The sequence below is a fragment of the Streptomyces sp. NPDC043853 genome, from assembly GCF_056436025.1.
In genome coordinates, this window is sequence record NZ_JBWKDJ010000012.1 from 62,933 (window position 1) to 79,897 (window position 16,965).

Sequence of the window (16,965 nt, forward strand, 5' to 3'; positions counted from 1 at the left end):
GCTACTTCGGTTGTGCTTTCTTGCGGCGGTTGCCGGCCATCTGGCCGGCGAGGACCACCAGCACCGCGATGACGAACATCGCCGTACCGATGACGTTGATCTGGACGGGCGTGCCGCGCTGGGCCGATCCCCACACGAACATGGGGAAGGTGACGGTGCTGCCCGAGTTGAAGTTGGTGATGATGAAGTCGTCGAAGGACAGCGCGAAGGACAGCAGCGCGCCGGCCGCGATGCCGGGGGCGGCGATCGGCAGGGTGACCCGCAGGAAGGTCTGCACCGGTCCCGCGTAGAGGTCGCGGGCGGCTTCCTCCAGCCGGGGGTCCATCGACAGGACGCGTGCCTTGACGGCGGCGACGACGAAACTGAGGCAGAACATGACGTGGGCGATCAGGATCGTCCAGAAGCCCAGCTCGATGCCCATGTTGAGGAAGAGCGCGAGCAGCGAGGCCGCCATCACGATCTCCGGCATGGCCATCGGCAGGAAGATCAGCGAGTTGACCGCGCCGCGCGCCTTGAAGCGGTAGCGGACGAGGGCGAAGGCGATCATCGCGCCGAGGACGGTCGCGCCGATGGTGGCCCAGAGGGCGATCTGGAGGGAGAGCGCGAGGGAGCCGCACAGGTCGGCGACCCCGCAGGGGTCCTTCCAGGCGTCCAGCGAGAACTCCTGCCAGGCGTAGTTGAACCGCCCGGTGGGGTTGTTGAAGGAGAACACCGTCACGACGACGTTCGGCAGGATCAGGTACGCGAGGGTGCTCAGACCCGCGATGACGACGAGATTGCGTCGGAGCCACTGCATCAGACCAGGTCCTCCGTCCCCGCTCGGCGGATGTAGATGGTGACCATGATCAGCACGATCGCCATGAGGATGAACGACAGCGCGGCCGCCGTCGGGTAGTCGAGGATGCGCAGGTACTGCGACTGGATGACGTTGCCGATCATGCGGGTGTCGGTGGAGCCGAGCAGTTCCGCGTTCACGTAGTCGCCGCTCGCCGGGATGAAGGTGAGCAGGGTTCCGGAGACCACGCCCGGCATGGACAGCGGGAACGTCACCTTCCGGAAGGTCGTCAGGGGCGTGGCGTAGAGGTCGCCGGCGGCCTCGTGGAGCCGGGTGTCGATGCGCTCCAGCGAGGTGTACAGCGGCAGGATCATGAAGGGCAGGAAGTTGTACGTCAGGCCGCAGACCACCGCGAGCGGCGTGGCCAGCACCCGGTCGCCCTCGGTCATGCCGAGCCAGCTGGTGACGTCCAGGACGTGCAGGCTGTTCAGCACGCCGACCACCGGGCCGCTGTCCGCGAGGATCGTCTTCCAGGCGAGGGTGCGGATCAGGAAGCTGGTGAAGAACGGCGCGATGACCAGGATCAGCAGCAGGTTGCGCCAGCGGCCCGCCCGGAAGGCGATCAGGTAGGCGAGCGGGTAGCCCAGCAGCAGGCACAGCGCGGTGGCGGTGCCGGCGTACAGCAGGGAGCGCAGGAACTGCGGGTAGTACTCGGTGAAGGCCTCCCAGTAGGTCTGGAAGTGCCAGGTGACCTCGAAGCCCTCCTCCAGCGAGCCCGTCTGCACGGAGGTCGAGGCCTGGTAGACCATCGGGAGGACGAAGAAGACCAGCAGCCACAGGATGCCGGGCAGCAACAGCCAGTACGGGACCAGCCGCTTGCGGGCGGAGGGCTTGTGGACCGGGGGTTCCGCGGCGGCGGGCGCCTTCGGCGGCGCCTCGGCGGTGGCGGTCATGCGCCCTCCTCGACCGTCTCGACGCCGGCGTCGCCCATCGTCCCGGCAAGCAGGGATTGCGAGGCGTCCAGCCCGAAGGTGTGCTCCGGGTTCCAGTGCAGCACCACCTCGGCGCCGGGGACGAGGCGGGCGTCGCGCTCGATGTTCTGCACGTACACCTCCAGCTCGGCGCAGACCGGGCTGTCAATGACGAACTGGGTGGAGACGCCGATGAAGGAGGAGTCGGCTATCTTGCCGGTCACCTTGTTGCGGCCCTCGGCGATCGTGTGCTCCTCCTCGGCCGGGACCAGGGAGATCTTCTCGGGGCGGACACCGACCAGCAGCGCGCCGCCGGAGCGCGGGGTGGTGGAGCAGCGGGCGCCCGGCAGCCGCAGCTTCGTCCCGCCCGCCGAGACCACGACCTCCTCGCCGGCCGACTCCACGGAGGCCTGGATGAGGTTGGAGGTGCCGAGGAAGTTCGCCACGAAGGTGGTGCGCGGGTTCTCGTACAGCTCGGCGGGGGCGCCGAGCTGCTCGACCCGGCCGCCGTTCATGACCGCGACCGTGTCGGCCATGGTCATGGCCTCCTCCTGGTCGTGTGTGACGTGCACGAAGGTGATGCCGACCTCGGTCTGGATCCGCTTGAGCTCCAGCTGCATCTGGCGGCGCAGCTTCAGGTCCAGGGCGCCGAGGGGCTCGTCGAGGAGGAGCACCTGGGGGTGGTTGATCAGGGCGCGGGCGACGGCGACGCGCTGCTGCTGGCCGCCGGAGAGCTGGTGCGGCTTCTTGCGGGCGTGCTCGCCGAGCTGGACCAGGTCGATCATCTCGTCGACCTGCTTCCTGACCGACTTGATGCCGCGGCGGCGCAGGCCGAACGCGATGTTCTCGAAGATGTCCATGTGCGGGAAGAGCGCGTAGCTCTGGAAGACCGTGTTCACCGGGCGCTTGTACGGCGGCAGGTGGGTGACCTCCCGGTCACCGAGGCTGACCGTGCCGGTGGAGGGGTCCTCCAGGCCGGCGATCATGCGCAGGGTGGTGGTCTTGCCGCAGCCCGAGGCGCCGAGCAGGGCGAAGAACGAGCCCTGGGGGATGGTGAGGTCGAGCGGGTGCACGGCGGTGAAGGAGCCGTAGTGCTTGCTGATCCCGCTGAGGCGGACGTCGCCGCCGGTGGTGGTCGTGTCAGTCATGGGTCGCGGTCCCGGTTGTCTGTGGTGGGCGGGAGGGGGCGGAGGCCGAGGGGCCCGTCAGGCGCCGATGAGCTTGGTGAACTTCTCCTCGTACGCCGTCTCTTCCTCGGAGGTGAGGGAGCGGAAGGCGTGCGACTTCGCGGCCATGGCCTTGTCCGGGACGATCAGGGTGTTGTCCGCGAGCGCGGGATCGATCTTGGCGAGCTCGTCCTTGACGCCTTCGACGGGGCAGACGTAGCTGATGTACGCGGCCAGCTGGGCGGCGACCGGGAGCTCGTAGTAGTAGTCGATGAGCTTCTCGGCATTGGCCTTGTGCCGGGCCTTGGCGGGGACCAGCAGGTTGTCGCTGGAGGTGATGTAGCCGGCGGCCGGGATGGCGTACTGGATGTCGGGGTTGTCGGCCTGGAGCTGGATGATGTCGCCGGCCCAGGCGAGGCAGGCGGCGAGGTCGCCCTTGTCCAGGTCGGAGGTGTAGTCGTTGCCGGTGAAGCGGCGTATCTGCTTCTTGTCCACGCCCTTCTGGAGCCGGCCGATGGCGGCGTCGTAGTCGGCGGTGGTGAAACTGCCCGGGTCCTTGCCCATGTCGAGCAGGGTCATGCCGACCGAGTCGCGCATCTCGGTGAGGAAGCCGACCCGGCCCTTGAGGGAGGGGTCGTCGAGGAGCTGGGTGACCGAGTCGACCTTCTTCCCGCCGGTGGCCTTGGTGTTGTAGGCGATGACGGTGGAGATGCCGGTCCACGGGTAGCTGTAGACGCGGCCCGGGTCCCAGTCGGGGCTGCGGAACTGCGGGGACAGGTTGGCGAAGGCGTGCGGCAGGTGGGAGGCGTCGAGCTTCTGTGCCCAGCCGAGCCGGATCATGCGGGCGGCCAGCCAGTCGGTGACCACGATCAGGTCGCGGCCGGTGTCCTGGCCGGCCGCGAGCTGCGGCCTGATCTTGCCGAAGAACTCGACGTTGTCGTTGATGTCCTCGGTGTACTTGACCTTGATCCCGGTGCGCTTGGTGAACTCGGCGAGGGTCGGGCGGGACTTCTCGTCCTCGCTGATGTCCATGTACTCGGTCCAGTTGGAGAAGTTGAGCTCCTTCTCCGTCGCCGAGTGGTCCTCGGAGGCCGGCGCTCCCGGGCCCTCTCGCTTGGCGGCCGGGATGCCGCAGGCGGTCAGGGCGGACAGGCCGCCGAGGGTGAGCGCCCCGACTCCGGAGGCGCGCAGCAGCGAGCGGCGGGTGAGGGCTCCGCGTCCGCTCGTCAGGCTGCGCCGCATCGCGGCGAGTTGCGCCGCCGAGAGGCGGTCGGGCTCGTACTGCTCCATGCGCTGTTGCCTTTCGGGAGGTGTACCACCGCTGGTCGGGCGGTGAGAAAGGGTGGCTATCGGTCCCCGAAGATCGTGCGGTGCCAGTCCTTGGCCGCCACCGCGGTGTTGTCGTACATCACATGCTTGACCTGCGTGTACTCCTCGAACGAATAGGAGGACATGTCCTTGCCGAAGCCGCTCGCCTTGTAGCCCCCGTGCGGCATCTCGCTGATGATCGGGATGTGGTCGTTGACCCACACGCAGCCGGCCTTGATCTCCCGGGTGGCGCGGCCGGCCCGGTAGACGTCACGGCTCCAGGCGGAGGCGGCGAGGCCGTAGGGGGTGTCGTTGGCCAGCGCGATGCCCTCGTCGTCGGTGTCGAAGGGGAGGACCACGAGCACCGGGCCGAAGATCTCCGCCTGGACCACCTCGCTGTCCTGGGGCGCGTCGGCGATGAGGGTGGGCCGGTAGTAGGCCCCGTCGGCCAGCTCGCCGCCGGGTACCTCCCCGCCGGTGACCACGGTGGCGTACGCCCGGGCCCGCTCGACGAAGCCGGCCACCCGGTCGCGCTGGGCGTGGGAGACCAGCGGGCCGAGGTCGGTGCCGGGGGCGAAGGGGTCGCCCAGGCGTACGGTCTCCATCAGCTCGGCGACCCGGGCGGTGAAGGCCTCGTACAGCGGGCGCTGGACGTAGGCCCGGGTGGCGGCGGTGCAGTCCTGTCCGGTGTTGATGAGGGAGGCGGCGACCGCCCCGTGCGCGGCGGCCTCCACATCGGCGTCGTCGAAGACGAGGAAGGGGGCCTTGCCGCCGAGCTCCAGGTGGAGCCGCTTGACGGTGGTGGTGGCGATCTCGGCGACGCGCTTGCCGACGGCGGTGGAGCCGGTGAAGGAGGTCATCACCACGTCCGGGTGGCCCACCAGGTGCTCCCCGGTGTCCCGGCCGGCCCCGGTGACGACGTTGATCACGCCGTCGGGGATGCCCGCCTCCGTGGCCGCCTGGGCGAACATCAGCGAGGTGAGCGGGGTGAGCTCGGCGGGCTTGAGCACGATGGTGTTGCCCGCGGCGACGGCCGGGAGGATCTTCCAGGCGGCCATCTGGAGCGGGTAGTTCCAGGGGGCGATGGAGCCGATGACGCCGATCGGCTCGCGGCGTACGTAGGAGGTGTGGTCGCCGGAGTACTCGCCGGCGGCCTGGCCCTGGAGGTGGCGGGCGGCGCCCGCGAAGAACGCGGTGTTGTCGATCGTGCCCGGTACGTCGAACTCGGTGGAGAGCTTGAGCGGCTTGCCGCACTGGACGGATTCGGCGTACGCGAAGTCCTCGGCCTGCTCGGCGAGGACCGCGGCCAGCCGGTGCAGGGCGTCGGAACGCTCGCCGGGGGTGGCCGCGGCCCAGCCGGGGAAGGCCCGCTTGGCTGCGGCGACGGCCAGGTCCACGTCGGCAGTGCCGGCCAGCTCGTAGTCGAGGACACCCTCTCCGGTTGCGGGATTGACAACGGTGTGTGACCGTCCTGAGGTACCGGGCCGCAGCCGCCCGTCGATGTACTGCGCGCCCTCTGCGAAGCGGTCCTTGATCTGGAAGCGGTTGCCCATCACGCTCTCCGTAGCTCCAGCTCGAATTGAAGGCCGATCCTGACAGAGGCGTTCGACTCCGCCAAGTGATTCCGTTGTTGCCTTTTGATTACGCGACGGAATCGGTCGACCATGTGTCGAGACTGACAGCAAATCCCGTACGAAGTGTCCGTGGCGGCTGCCAGACTGGCGTGCATGGAGCAGATCGAGGCGCTGATCGGGCAGGTCAGCCGGGGTGAACGGGTCAAGTATCTGCCCTTCTGGGGGCACCGTCCGCGGCCGGACGGATCACTGGGACCGAGCTGTCTGAGCCAGTGGTGGCCTTCCCCGTTCACGGTGGGTGACGTCGAGTACGCGACGGCGGAGCACTGGATGATGGCCGAGAAGGCACGGCTGTTCGGCGACGCCGAAGCGGAACGGGCCGCGCTGGCGGCCGGCACCCCGGCGGAGGCGAAGAAGGCCGGCCGACTGGTGCGCGGCTTCGACGACGCGGTCTGGGAGCGCGAGCGGTACGACATCGTGGTGGCGGGCAGCACGCACAAGTTCGCCTCCACCCCGGAACTGCTCGGGTTCCTGTTGGGCACGGGCGAGCGGGTGCTGGTGGAGGCCAGCCCGCTGGACCGGATCTGGGGCATCGGGCTGCCCGCCGACGACGAGCGGGCCCTGGACCCGGGCCGCTGGCGCGGGCTGAACCTGCTCGGCTTCGCCCTGATGGAGGCGCGGGACCGGCTCCGGTCGGGCGAGGGCCTGGCCTGACGGGGGCGCGGCCTGACGTGCGGGGGCCGGGCCTGAGGGGGTGCGGTCGGCGACGCAGCCACCGGCTAATTCGGTGGCGGCCCGCTGTGTCCCGCCGTTAGCGTGCAGCGCGTGAACGCACCTCCCGGTGCGCCGGCTGCGGCTACTTCCACTGACGACGCCATGCCGCCGCCACTTCTGAACTCGGGAGGTGCGTCCGGGGAGCGCCCGGTGCGCAGGCTACGGCTCCTTCCAACCCGGAGGCCGTGGGTTCGAATCCCACCCGGTCCGGCCCGCGCGGCCCGGACCGGTGGAGCAGCCAGGCAGCTCGCCGGGCTCCGTGTCCGTCGCCGACTTCCGATCTCGGGCACCCCGGATCCGTTCCGTTCCGCGCCGTCCCACACCTCCAGGGGGAGCAGATCGCCCGTTACCGTCCCCTCATGTCCAAGATCTGGACCGATCCCGTCAGCAGCACGGCGGCACGGACCGCCGAGCTGATCGCCGAGGGCGCTCCCCTCACCTGGGAAGGCGGGCCCGGCCGCGAACGCGAGCCGCGTTCCGAGCTGTTCCTCCTCGCCGTGTCCCATTTCGCCTCCCAGCGCTCCTTCTACGAGAGCGGGCAGGCTCGCGACACCCGGTTCGCGCAGCTCGTACGGCGGCTCGCCGTCGAAGACCCCGGCTGGACGGCCGACCTCCTGGGCTGGCTGCGGGGCGAGGGCAACATCCGCACCGCCGCGATCGTCGGCGCAGCCGAATACGTCGCCGCCCGGCTCGAGGTCGGAGCGACCGGCGGCCCGTCCAACCGGACCGTCGTCGACTCCGTGCTCCAGCGTGCCGACGAGCCCGGCGAACTCCTCCGGTACTGGACGGCCACGCACGGACGGAACGTGCCCAAGCCCGTCAAACGCGGAATCGCCGACGCCGTCCGGCGGCTCTACTCGGCCGGCGCGTTGCTGAAATACGACACCCCTTCCCAGCGCTTCCGCTTCGGTGACGTGCTCAACCTGGTGCACGCCTCCCCCGACCCGGCCAAACCCTGGCAGGGCGACCTGTTCCGATACGCCCTCGACCGGCGGCACCGCCCGGAGGCCGTGCCACCCGTCGGCAGTCGCACCCTCACCGCCCACCGGGCGCTGATGGAACTGCCGGTGGCCGACCGCCGTGCCGTGGTCACCGCGCCAGGCGCCGCGGAGCGGCTGGCTGCGGCGGGCATGACCTGGGAGTCACTGGCGGGTTGGCTGCAGGGGCCGATGGACGCGGCCGCCTGGGAGGCGGTGATCCCGTCGATGGGCCCGATGGCCCTCCTGCGCAACCTGCGGAACTTCGACGGGGCCGGGGTGTCGGACGCGGTGGCCGCGCAGGTCGCGGCGAGGATCTCCGACCCCCGGGTCGTCGCCACGGCCCGGCAGTTCCCCTTCCGCTACCTCGCCGCGCACCGGCACGCCCCGTCACCGCGCTGGGCGGAGCCGCTGGAGAAGGCGCTCGGCCTGTCCCTGGCTCACGTACCGGAGCTGCCGGGGCGCACCCTGGTGCTGGTGGACCGCTCCGGCTCGATGTTCTGGTCGCAGCTGTCCGACCGCTCGCAGCTGTCTTGGGCGGATGCCGCGGCCGTGTTCGGGACCGCGCTGGCCCTGCGGGCGGAGTCCGCCGACCTCGTCGAGTTCGGCACCGGCAGCGCACCCGTGGAGTTCGCGCGGGGGGAATCGGTGCTGCGGGTGGTCGAGCGCTTCGGCGACCTCGGCGGGACGGACACCACCGAGGCGGTCCGCAGGCACTACCGGGACCACGACCGTGTTCTGATCATCACCGACGAGCAGGCCGCGCACCACCGGTCCGGCGGGCCGACCGACCAGGTCCCCGATCAGGTGCCCGTCTACGTGTGGAACCTGACGGGTTATCGGGTCGGCCACAGTTCCACCGGCCGGCCGCGGTACACCTTCGGCGGCCTCACGGACGCGGCGTTCCGGATGGTCCCGCTGATCGAGGCCGGCCGGTCCGCCGACTGGCCCTGGACGAGCTGAGGGCCGTACGCCCCGCCGGTGCGGACCGGCTCAGGCGCGGTGCAGCACCTGGGAGGTCGAGGTGGACGGCGGCGTGTACTCGTAGTCGTCGTCGTCCTGCACGTCCTGGACGAAGGCGATCACCGTGATCGCGGCCAGCACACCGCCTATGACGACCCCGACGGCGCCGAGGATGATGCCGGCCAGCGCCACTCCCCCGTTGTCCGCCTCGCCCCGCGCGACCCGGCCCCGGCCCAGGACTCCGAAGATGATCGCCACGATGCCGATGATCACGGCGACGAAGCTGAGGCAGAACGCGACCGCCGAGATGATGCCGAGCACCAGCGCGGTGATCCCGAAGCCGTTGCTCATCGGGGCGCCGTACGGCGGGTAGGCCGTCTGTGCCGGATATCCCGGGTAGCCCGGGTAGCCCGGGTACACGGTCTGCTCGGGCTGCCTGCCCGTGTGGGTCGGATAGCCGTAACCGCCGCCGCCCGCGGGCGGGTACCCGTACGGCGCGCCCGCCTGCGCCGGCGCTCCGGACCCGGGGCCCGGGTCGGCCGCGGGCTGCCGGCCCTCGGCCGGCGGGGGTCCGCCGGCCCCGGGCATGCCGATGATCGTCGGCTGGTCGTGCACCGAGGGCGTGGCAGGCGTGGCGCCCGGACCTCCCGGCACGGCACCCTGGTCCGGCGGCGCCCACGGATCGTTCGGTTCGGGCCTCTGCTCGGTCATGCGGCTCCCCCCTCTGGTACCCCGCCATGCTACGGGCTGCCGCCGACAGCGACCGGGCCTGCCTACGATGAGCCCTTGCCCGTACGGCCCCACCGACCGCACCGAGAGGCCCTCATGACCGAGCTGCTCCCCTTCATCGAGGGGCTGCCCAAGGCTGAACTCCACGTCCACCACGTCGGTTCCGCCTCCCCCCGCATCGTGGCCGAACTGGCGGCCCGGCACCCCGACTCCAAGGTCCCCACCGATCCCGAGGCGCTGGCCGACTACTTCACCTTCACCGACTTCGCACACTTCATCGACGTCTACCTGTCCGTCGTGGACCTGGTCCGCACCCCCGAGGACGTCCGGCTGCTGACCTACGAGGTCGCCCGCGACATGGCCCGGCAGAACATCCGCTACGCCGAACTCACCATCACCCCCTACTCCTCCACCCGTCGCGGCATCGAGGAACGGGCCTTCATGGCCGCCATCGAGGACGCCCGCAAGGCCGCCGAGGCCGAACTCGGCGTCATCCTGCGCTGGTGCTTCGACATCCCCGGCGAGGCCGGCCTGGAGGCCGCCGCCGAAACCGCCCGGCTCGCCGTCGACCTGCGCCCCGAGGGCCTGGTCTCCTTCGGCCTCGGCGGCCCCGAGATCGGCGTGCCCCGCCCGCAGTTCAAGCCCTACTTCGACCGGGCCCGGGCGGCCGGGCTGCACAGCGTTCCGCACGCCGGCGAGACCACCGGCCCGGAGACCATCTGGGACGCCATCAACGAGCTGGGCGCCGAGCGCATCGGCCACGGCACCAGCTCCACCCAGGACCCCAGCCTGCTGAAGTACCTGGCCGAGCACCGGATCGCGCTCGAGGTCTGCCCGACCTCCAACATCGCCACCCGCGCCGTCACCGACCTGGACCTGCACCCGGTGAAGGAGATGGTCGAGGCCGGCGTGCTGGTCACCATCAACAGCGACGACCCGCCGATGTTCGGCACCGACCTCAACAACGAGTACGCGGTCGCGGCCCGGCTGCTGGAGCTGGACGAGCGCGGCCTGGCCGCCCTCGCGAAGAACGCCGTCGAGGCCTCCTTCCTGGACCCGGCCGGCAAGGCGAAGCTGGTCGCGGAGATCGACACGTACACCGACACCTGGCTGGCCCGCTGACCCCTGCGGACAATGGGGACATGCGCACCCTGACGGCCGTCGGTCACCGCGGCGATCCCTACCGGTTCCGTGAGAACACCCTCGACTCGGTCCGCTCCGCGTTCGCGCGCGGAGCCGACGCCGTCGAGATCGACGTGCGGCTGACCCGCGACGGCGTCCCGGTGCTGCTGCACGACGCCTCGCTGAAGCGGCTGTGGCGGGCGGACGTCCTGCTGGGCACGATGAGCGCGGCCCAACTGCGCGAACTCACCGGCGGCGGGGTGCCGACCCTGCGCGAGGCCCTGCTCGCCGCAGGCGCGGGCCGGGTCATGCTCGACCTGCCCGGCGCGTCGGCGGAGGACGTCCGGAAGGTGGTCGACCAGGTGCGCGAGTGCGGCGCCCGGGACCGCACGTACTACTGCGCGGGGCCGACGACGATGCTGGCGGTGCGCGCCGCCGACCCCGGCGCGGAGATCGCTCTGACCTGGACCACGCTGAGCCCACCGCGCCGGGTACTGCTCGACGCGGTGCGGCCGGCCTGGCTCAACTACCGCTTCGGGCTGGTCGGCCGGGAACTGGTGGACGCCCTGCACGCGGACGGGCTGAAGGTGTCGGCCTGGACCGCTGACACCCGGCGGAGCATGCGGAAACTGATCGCGGCGGGGGTCGACTCCGTCACCACCAACCGTCCTTCGGTGCTGGCCGGTCTGCGGGACCGGGCCGGCCGGTGACCGGGATACGGACGCTCGGAGACCGGCTGCGGCGGGCGAGTCCCTGGATCGTGGACCTGGCACTGACCCTGCTGGTACAGCTCGCCGTCACCATGCCCTTCGTGCTACCGCGGGAGCCGGATCTGCCGGCCGCGACCTGAACCACGTACGCGCTGACCACGCTCGGGGTGGTGCCGCTGGCGTGGCGGAGCCGGGCCCCGGTCGCGGTGCTGGTGCTGATCCTGGCCCTGGCCCTGGGCGGGGCGTACCGGCTGGCGGCGGACGGCCAGGTGGTCTGGGTGAAGTCCGGCGGCCGGCCCGGCTACAACACGGGAATCGGCGGGGCCGAGGACGGCTCGCGGATCATCGTCTTCTCGGTGACCTCGAAGAACGTCAAGTCGGAGCAGAGCAGCACAACCCGGTGACCTACGGGATCGCCGTGGCCGCGCTCGCGCGCTGAGGCAGCGCCTCCATTCGCTTGATCATGCGGCGGAGGACCAGCAGCGGGAGGATCCCGAAGACACCGAAGGCCATGTCGATGACGCTCCACCAGAAGGGGATCCCGCGGATCGGCCCGCAGATCAGGGCCAGCGGGATGATGCCGGCGCAGGCGATCATGCCGGCTTCGACGATCCAGATGTTGCGCACCGGGTCACGGTGGACGCCGTAGAAGAAGACGGCGATGACCAGGTGCGCGAAGGCCAGCCAGTCGGTGCCGTAGAGAAGGAAGGGGTATTCGGCGTCGGCTCGGTCGAGCCCGTCGGTGACGCGCCGGATCCAGGCGTTGTCCACCACGGAGTTGAGCCAGTGCAGCTCGGTGACCAGGGGGAAGGCGGTGGCTCCGCTGAGGACCAGGCAGACCAGGAAGAAGGCCAGCCAGATCCGGATGCGCCGGAGGAGGGCGCTGCGCTCGCTCATGGCAACACCCTACGCCGATCGACTGAACGCGTTCAAGAAAAATCCTGAACGCGTTCAGTCCGCCCGCCCCGGCCGGATCAGAGGCCGACGATCGCGTTCCAGCGTTTGGCGAGGGGGCGGCGCTCGGCCGCGGAGATGTCGCGGGCCACCGCGAGCCGCTTGCGCATGTCCTCGTCGGGGAAGATCAGCGGATTCTCGGCCAGTTCGGCGGTCTCCTTGTCCTCCGCGGCGGCCAGCACCTCACGGGCAGCCGGAACCGGGCACACGTAGTTGACCGAGGCGGCGAGCTCGGCGGCGACCTCCGGGTCGTAGTAGTGGTCGATCAGGGCCTCCGCATTGGCCTTGTGCCGGGCGAGGTTGGGGATCAGCAGGCTCTCCGCCCAGAGTTCGGCCCCCTCCTCGGGGATCACGAACTCGATGTCCGGGTTGTCGGCCTGGAGCTGGATGGCGTCGCCCGAATACGCCTGGCAGGCCAGCACGTCCCCCTTGCTCAGATCGGAGGTGTAGTCGTTGCCGGTGAAACGGCGGATGTGGCCCTTCCGGACCTTTGCCTCGACCTGGTCGCAGACCCGGTGGAAGTCGCTCTCGGTCCAGCGCGTGACGTCCACACCGTTGCCCTGCATCAGCAGGGCGAAGGACTCGTCCAGCCCGGAGAAGAGCGTGACCTTCCCGGCCAGGTCCGGGTGCCACAGGTCGCCGACGGAGCGGATCTCACGACCCAGGGCCTTGCGGTTGTAGGCGATGCCGGTGATGCCGGACTGCCAGGGGACGGAGTGCAGCCGGCCCTCGTCGAAGGCGGGCGAGCGCAGCTGCGGGTCCAGGTGTTCGGCCACGTTGGACTGGCCGGCGCGGTCCATCCGCTGGGCCCAGCCGAGGTGGACGAACCGGGCCGCCATCCAGTCGCTGACCACCATCAGGTCGTGGCCGGTCTCCTGGTGGTTCATCAGGGCCGGGCCGACCTTGCCGAAGAACTCGTCGTTGTCGTTGATCTCCTCCGTGTAGCGGACGGCGATCCCGGTCCGCTCGGAGAAGGACTCCAGCGTCGGCCGCTTCGTCTCGTCCTCTTCGTCGGTGTCGATGTAGAGGGGCCAGTTGGCGAAGGAGACGCTCTTGTCCCGGCCGGACCGGTCCGGACCGCCCCGGCGCTCCTCCGGCACGTACGCGGCGGGAACACCGCAGCCGGCGAGGGCGGACACCAGGCCGGCGGCACCGAGGCCGCGCAGCACCGAGCGGCGGGTGAAGGGGAGTTCTGGCATGGCCCAAGACTCGGGGAACGCCGAGGGGCGGGCAATAGACACTCTGTCTACTGCCCGCCCCGTCAGGACTCAGCTGTGATCAGTCGGGTGATCGGTCATCCGGCCACCCGGCCGCCCGGATCAGCCGTCGAGGGAGGTCATCACGTGCTTGATGCGCGTGTAGTCCTCGAAGCCGTAGGCGGAGAGGTCCTTGCCGTAGCCGGACTTCTTGTAGCCGCCGTGCGGCATCTCGGCGACCAGCGGGATGTGGGTGTTGATCCACACGCAGCCGAAGTCGAGGTTCTTGGACATGCGCATCGCGCGGGCGTGGTCCTTGGTCCAGACCGAGGAGGCGAGGGCGTACTCGACGTCGTTCGCGTAACTCAGGGCCTGGGCCTCGTCCGTGAAGGACTGGACGGTGATGACCGGGCCGAAGACCTCGTTCTGGATGATCTCGTCGTCCTGCTTGAGGCCGGAGACCACGGTCGGGGCGTAGAAGTAGCCCTTGTCGCCGACCTGGTGGCCGCCCGCCTCGACCTTGGCGTGGGCGGGCAGGCGGTCGATGAAGCCCGAGACCTGCTTGAGCTGGTTGGGGTTGTTCAGCGGGCCGTAGAGCACGTCCTCGTCGTCCGGCTGGCCGGTCTTGGTGTCGGCGGCGGCCTTGGCCAGCGCCGTCACGAACTCGTCGTGGATGGACTCGTGGACGAGCACGCGGGTCGCGGCCGTGCAGTCCTGGCCGGCGTTGAAGTAGCCCGCGACGGCGATGTCCTCGACGGCCTTGGCGATGTCGGCGTCCTCGAAGACCACGACCGGGGCCTTGCCGCCGAGCTCCAGGTGGACGCGCTTGACGTCCTTGGAGGCGCTCTCGGCGACCTGCATGCCGGCCCGCACCGAGCCGGTGATGGAGGCCATCGCCGGGACGGAGTGCTCGACCATGGCCTTGCCGGTCTCGCGGTCACCGCAGATGACGTTGAAGACGCCCTTGGGCAGGACCGAGTCGATGATCTCGGCCATCAGGACGGTGGAGGCCGGGGTGGTGTCCGAGGGCTTGAGCACCACGGTGTTGCCCGCGGCGATGGCCGGGGCGAACTTCCACACGGCCATCATCATCGGGTAGTTCCAGGGGGCGACCTGGGCGCATACGCCGACCGGCTCGCGGCGGATGATCGAGGTCATCCCGTCCATGTACTCGCCGGCCGAGCGGCCCTCGAGCATACGGGCGGCGCCCGCGAAGAAGCGGATCTGGTCGACCATGGGCGGCAGTTCCTCGCTGGCCGTGAGGCCCAGCGGCTTGCCGGTGTTCTCGGACTCGGCGGCGACGAGCTCCTCGGCGCGCGCCTCGAAGGCGTCCGCGATCTTCAGCAGCGCCTTCTGGCGCTCGGCGGGCGTCGTGTCGCGCCAGCCGGGGAAGGCCGCGGCGGCCGCGGCCATGGCGGCGTCCACATCGGCCTGGCCCGACAGCGGCGCGGTCGCGTACACCTCGCCGGTGGCGGGGTTGACCACCTCGGTGGTCCGCCCGTCGGCGGCGTCCTTGAACTCCCCGCCGATGTAGTTGCGCAGACGACGCAGTTCGGTGGTCACTACACCCACACTCCCGATCAATGTCCAACGGTTGAGACAGTCACCTCAGCCTAGCTCCTCAGGTGACGCTTTCGACAGGGCAAGACACGAGGAACTACGAAATCCGTGAGATTCACTCCGATGGACAACGGATTTCATCGATTCCGGGTTGCGGAACAGACGACTCCTCGTGCACAGTGAGGCCGTGGTCAGTCGAAGCGCAGATTCCAGGAACAGACAACCGTCCCCTTCGGTCGATGCTGTGTCCCTGGCGATCATCGAGCAACTGCAGGAGGACGGCCGCCGTCCCTACGCGGCCATCGGCAAGGCCGTGGGCCTGTCGGAGGCGGCCGTGCGCCAGCGCGTGCAGAAGCTGCTCGACCAGGGCGTCATGCAGATCGTCGCCGTCACCGACCCGCTCACCGTGGGCCTCCGGCGCCAGGCGATGGTCGGGATCCATGTCGAGGGAGACCTCGACCCGGTGGCCGACGCCCTGACCGCGATGGCCGAGTGCGAGTACGTGGTGATGACCGCGGGCTCGTTCGACCTGATGGTGGAAATCGTCTGCGAGGACGACGACCACCTGCTGGAAACGATCAACAAGCGGATCCGCACGCTCCCCGGCGTGCGATCTACCGAAAGCTTCGTTTACCTGAAGCTGAAGAAGCAGACCTACATGTGGGGAACCCGATAACCGTGACCCAGGACCTGTCCAAAACCGCGTACGACCACCTGTGGATGCACTTCACCCGCATGTCCTCGTACGAGAACTCTCCCGTCCCCACCATCGTGCGGGGCGAGGGCACCTACATCTACGACGACAAGGGCAAGCGCTACCTGGACGGTCTCGCCGGACTGTTCGTGGTCAACGCCGGACACGGCCGCAAGGAGCTGGCCGAGGTCGCCTACAAGCAGGCCCAGGAGCTGGCGTTCTTCCCCGTGTGGTCGTACGCCCACCCCAAGGCCGTAGAGCTCGCCGAGCGCCTGGCGGACTACGCCCCCGGTGACCTGAACAAGGTCTTCTTCACCACCGGCGGCGGCGAGGCCGTCGAGACCGCCTGGAAGCTCGCCAAGCAGTACTACAAGCTGCAGGGCAAGCACACGAAGTACAAGGTCATCTCGCGTGCGGTCGCCTACCACGGCACCCCGCAGGGCGCCCTGTCCATCACCGGCCTGCCGGCCCTGAAGGCCCCCTTCGAGCCGCTGGTCCCGGGTGCCCACAAGGTCCCGAACACCAACATCTACCGCGCCCCGATCCACGGCGACGACCCCGAGGCGTTCGGCCGCTGGGCCGCCGACCAGATCGAGCAGCAGATCCTGTTCGAAGGCCCCGACACCGTCGCGGCCGTCTTCCTCGAGCCGGTGCAGAACGCCGGTGGCTGCTTCCCGCCGCCGCCCGGGTACTTCCAGCGGGTCCGCGAGATCTGCGACGAGTACGACGTCCTGCTCGTCTCCGACGAGACGATCTGCGCCTTCGGCCGACTCGGCACGATGTTCGCCTGTGACAAGTTCGGCTACGTGCCGGACATGATCACCTGCGCCAAGGGCATGACCTCGGGCTACTCCCCGATCGGCGCCTGCATCGTCTCGGACCGCATCGCCGAGCCGTTCTACAAGGGCGACAACACCTTCCTGCACGGCTACACCTTCGGTGGCCACCCGGTGTCCTCGGCGGTCGCGATCGCCAACCTCGACATCTTCGACAAGGAAGGCCTGAACCAGCACGTGCTGGACCAGGAGGGCAACTTCTTCAACACCCTGAAGAAGCTGCACGACCTGCCGATCGTCGGTGACGTCCGCGGCAACGGCTTCTTCTACGGCATCGAGCTCGTGAAGGACAAGAACACCAAGGAGTCCTTCACGGACGAGGAGACCGAGCGCGTGCTCTACGGCTTCCTCTCCAAGGCGCTCTTCGACAACGGCCTCTACTGCCGTGCCGACGACCGCGGTGACCCGGTCATCCAGCTGGCCCCGCCGCTGATCGCCGACCAGGGCACCTTCGACGAGATCGAAGGCATCCTGCGCTCGGTGCTCACCGAGGCCTGGACCAAGCTCTAGCCAGAGCCCGCTCCGGTCAGGGACCGTACTGACCGGAGCCCCGGCGCCCCGGGAAGAGCCCGCCGCCGTCCCGGCGCCCCCCACGGCCCGGATCCTCCGTTCGAGTGAGAACGGCGGGGTCCGGGCCGTGTGCTGTGGGCACTCCC

At 69.8% G+C, this 16,965-nt stretch carries 17 protein-coding genes; 8 read left to right on the forward strand and 9 right to left on the reverse strand.

Annotation, left to right across the window (positions count from 1 at the left end; translation table 11 throughout):
* Position 1: 1 nt before the first annotated feature.
* The 5 genes from AC067U_RS27470 to AC067U_RS27490 are packed head-to-tail and all read right to left on the reverse strand — an operon-like array spanning position 2 to position 5,773.
* Positions 2–796, reverse strand: coding sequence for an ABC transporter permease (locus AC067U_RS27470; RefSeq protein ID WP_478832468.1), 795 nt, complete (start codon positions 794–796; stop codon positions 2–4).
* Positions 796–1,728, reverse strand: coding sequence for an ABC transporter permease (locus tag AC067U_RS27475; RefSeq protein ID WP_478832469.1), 933 nt, complete (start codon positions 1,726–1,728; stop codon positions 796–798). The genes AC067U_RS27470 and AC067U_RS27475 overlap by 1 nt, the downstream gene beginning before the upstream one ends.
* Positions 1,725–2,894, reverse strand: coding sequence for an ABC transporter ATP-binding protein (locus AC067U_RS27480; protein ID WP_478832470.1), 1,170 nt, complete (start codon positions 2,892–2,894; stop codon positions 1,725–1,727). The genes AC067U_RS27475 and AC067U_RS27480 overlap by 4 nt, the downstream gene beginning before the upstream one ends.
* Positions 2,895–2,951: 57 nt before the next feature.
* Positions 2,952–4,202, reverse strand: coding sequence for a polyamine ABC transporter substrate-binding protein (locus AC067U_RS27485; protein ID WP_478832471.1), 1,251 nt, complete (start codon positions 4,200–4,202; stop codon positions 2,952–2,954).
* Positions 4,203–4,258: 56 nt separating this feature from the next.
* A complete protein-coding gene (locus AC067U_RS27490) occupies positions 4,259–5,773 on the reverse strand; it encodes a gamma-aminobutyraldehyde dehydrogenase (protein WP_478832472.1) in 1,515 nt (504 codons plus the stop codon).
* Between the two features lie 174 nt (positions 5,774–5,947).
* Between AC067U_RS27490 and AC067U_RS27495 the strand changes: the two genes are divergently transcribed.
* The gene (locus AC067U_RS27495; RefSeq protein ID WP_478832473.1) at positions 5,948–6,508 is read left to right on the forward strand and encodes an NADAR family protein; all 561 of its coding nucleotides are present in this window, start codon (positions 5,948–5,950) and stop codon (positions 6,506–6,508) included.
* A gap of 419 nt (positions 6,509–6,927) precedes the next feature.
* The gene (locus AC067U_RS27500) at positions 6,928–8,508 is read left to right on the forward strand and encodes a TROVE domain-containing protein (protein ID WP_478832474.1); all 1,581 of its coding nucleotides are present in this window, start codon (positions 6,928–6,930) and stop codon (positions 8,506–8,508) included.
* Positions 8,509–8,538: 30 nt separating this feature from the next.
* Here AC067U_RS27500 and AC067U_RS27505 read toward each other — a convergent pair whose 3' ends face one another.
* Positions 8,539–9,219 carry a DUF4190 domain-containing protein gene (locus tag AC067U_RS27505; RefSeq protein WP_478832475.1) on the reverse strand — a complete coding sequence of 227 codons (681 nt, stop codon included), beginning with the start codon at positions 9,217–9,219 and terminating at the stop codon, positions 8,539–8,541.
* Between the two features lie 114 nt (positions 9,220–9,333).
* Here AC067U_RS27505 and AC067U_RS27510 point away from each other — a divergent pair, with 114 nt between their 5' ends.
* From AC067U_RS27510 to AC067U_RS27525, 4 genes are read left to right on the forward strand one after another with little or no spacing between them, the layout of a single operon-like run.
* Positions 9,334–10,359, forward strand: coding sequence for an adenosine deaminase (locus AC067U_RS27510; protein WP_478832476.1), 1,026 nt, complete (start codon positions 9,334–9,336; stop codon positions 10,357–10,359).
* 20 nt (positions 10,360–10,379) lie between these two features.
* Positions 10,380–11,069, forward strand: a complete 690-nt coding sequence (locus AC067U_RS27515) for a glycerophosphodiester phosphodiesterase (protein ID WP_478832477.1) — start codon at positions 10,380–10,382, stop codon at positions 11,067–11,069.
* Complete coding sequence (locus AC067U_RS27520; RefSeq protein WP_478832478.1) at positions 11,066–11,209, forward strand: hypothetical protein; 144 nt, start codon at positions 11,066–11,068, stop codon at positions 11,207–11,209. Before AC067U_RS27515 ends, AC067U_RS27520 begins: the two co-directional genes overlap by 4 nt.
* Positions 11,210–11,239: 30 nt before the next feature.
* Positions 11,240–11,473: a hypothetical protein gene (locus tag AC067U_RS27525; protein ID WP_478832479.1), complete on the forward strand. Its 234-nt coding sequence runs from the start codon at positions 11,240–11,242 to the stop codon at positions 11,471–11,473.
* 1 nt (position 11,474) lies between these two features.
* Here the strand turns inward: AC067U_RS27525 and AC067U_RS27530 are convergent, their stop codons facing one another.
* The 3 genes from AC067U_RS27530 to AC067U_RS27540 all read right to left on the reverse strand — a co-directional run bounded on the left by AC067U_RS27530 (position 11,475) and on the right by AC067U_RS27540 (position 14,782).
* Positions 11,475–11,966 carry a hypothetical protein gene (locus tag AC067U_RS27530; protein WP_478832480.1) on the reverse strand — a complete coding sequence of 164 codons (492 nt, stop codon included), beginning with the start codon at positions 11,964–11,966 and terminating at the stop codon, positions 11,475–11,477.
* 77 nt (positions 11,967–12,043) lie between these two features.
* Entirely contained in the window at positions 12,044–13,222 is a 1,179-nt protein-coding gene (locus tag AC067U_RS27535) for an ABC transporter substrate-binding protein (RefSeq protein WP_478832481.1), read from the reverse strand.
* Between the two features lie 120 nt (positions 13,223–13,342).
* Positions 13,343–14,782 (reverse strand): gamma-aminobutyraldehyde dehydrogenase, encoded by a 1,440-nt coding sequence (locus tag AC067U_RS27540; RefSeq protein WP_478832482.1) that lies wholly within the window; start codon positions 14,780–14,782, stop codon positions 13,343–13,345.
* A gap of 169 nt (positions 14,783–14,951) precedes the next feature.
* Here AC067U_RS27540 and AC067U_RS27545 point away from each other — a divergent pair, with 169 nt between their 5' ends.
* Entirely contained in the window at positions 14,952–15,455 is a 504-nt protein-coding gene (locus AC067U_RS27545) for an Lrp/AsnC family transcriptional regulator (protein WP_478832483.1), read from the forward strand.
* Complete coding sequence (locus AC067U_RS27550; protein ID WP_478832484.1) at positions 15,440–16,819, forward strand: aspartate aminotransferase family protein; 1,380 nt, start codon at positions 15,440–15,442, stop codon at positions 16,817–16,819. The genes AC067U_RS27545 and AC067U_RS27550 overlap by 16 nt, the downstream gene beginning before the upstream one ends.
* The last annotated feature ends 146 nt before the right edge of the window (positions 16,820–16,965 follow it).

Coding starts and splice junctions, on each gene's coding strand:
- AC067U_RS27495 (WP_478832473.1), top strand. CDS start 5,948: ATGGAGCAGATCGAGGCGCTGATCGGGCAGGTCAGCCGGGGTGAACGG.
- AC067U_RS27505 (WP_478832475.1), bottom strand. CDS start 9,219: ATGACCGAGCAGAGGCCCGAACCGAACGATCCGTGGGCGCCGCCGGAC.
- AC067U_RS27535 (WP_478832481.1), bottom strand. CDS start 13,222: ATGCCAGAACTCCCCTTCACCCGCCGCTCGGTGCTGCGCGGCCTCGGT.
- AC067U_RS27490 (WP_478832472.1), bottom strand. CDS start 5,773: ATGGGCAACCGCTTCCAGATCAAGGACCGCTTCGCAGAGGGCGCGCAG.
- AC067U_RS27475 (WP_478832469.1), bottom strand. CDS start 1,728: ATGACCGCCACCGCCGAGGCGCCGCCGAAGGCGCCCGCCGCCGCGGAA.
- AC067U_RS27515 (WP_478832477.1), top strand. CDS start 10,380: ATGCGCACCCTGACGGCCGTCGGTCACCGCGGCGATCCCTACCGGTTC.
- AC067U_RS27480 (WP_478832470.1), bottom strand. CDS start 2,894: ATGACTGACACGACCACCACCGGCGGCGACGTCCGCCTCAGCGGGATC.
- AC067U_RS27530 (WP_478832480.1), bottom strand. CDS start 11,966: ATGAGCGAGCGCAGCGCCCTCCTCCGGCGCATCCGGATCTGGCTGGCC.
- AC067U_RS27485 (WP_478832471.1), bottom strand. CDS start 4,202: ATGGAGCAGTACGAGCCCGACCGCCTCTCGGCGGCGCAACTCGCCGCG.
- AC067U_RS27470 (WP_478832468.1), bottom strand. CDS start 796: ATGCAGTGGCTCCGACGCAATCTCGTCGTCATCGCGGGTCTGAGCACC.
- AC067U_RS27500 (WP_478832474.1), top strand. CDS start 6,928: ATGTCCAAGATCTGGACCGATCCCGTCAGCAGCACGGCGGCACGGACC.
- AC067U_RS27510 (WP_478832476.1), top strand. CDS start 9,334: ATGACCGAGCTGCTCCCCTTCATCGAGGGGCTGCCCAAGGCTGAACTC.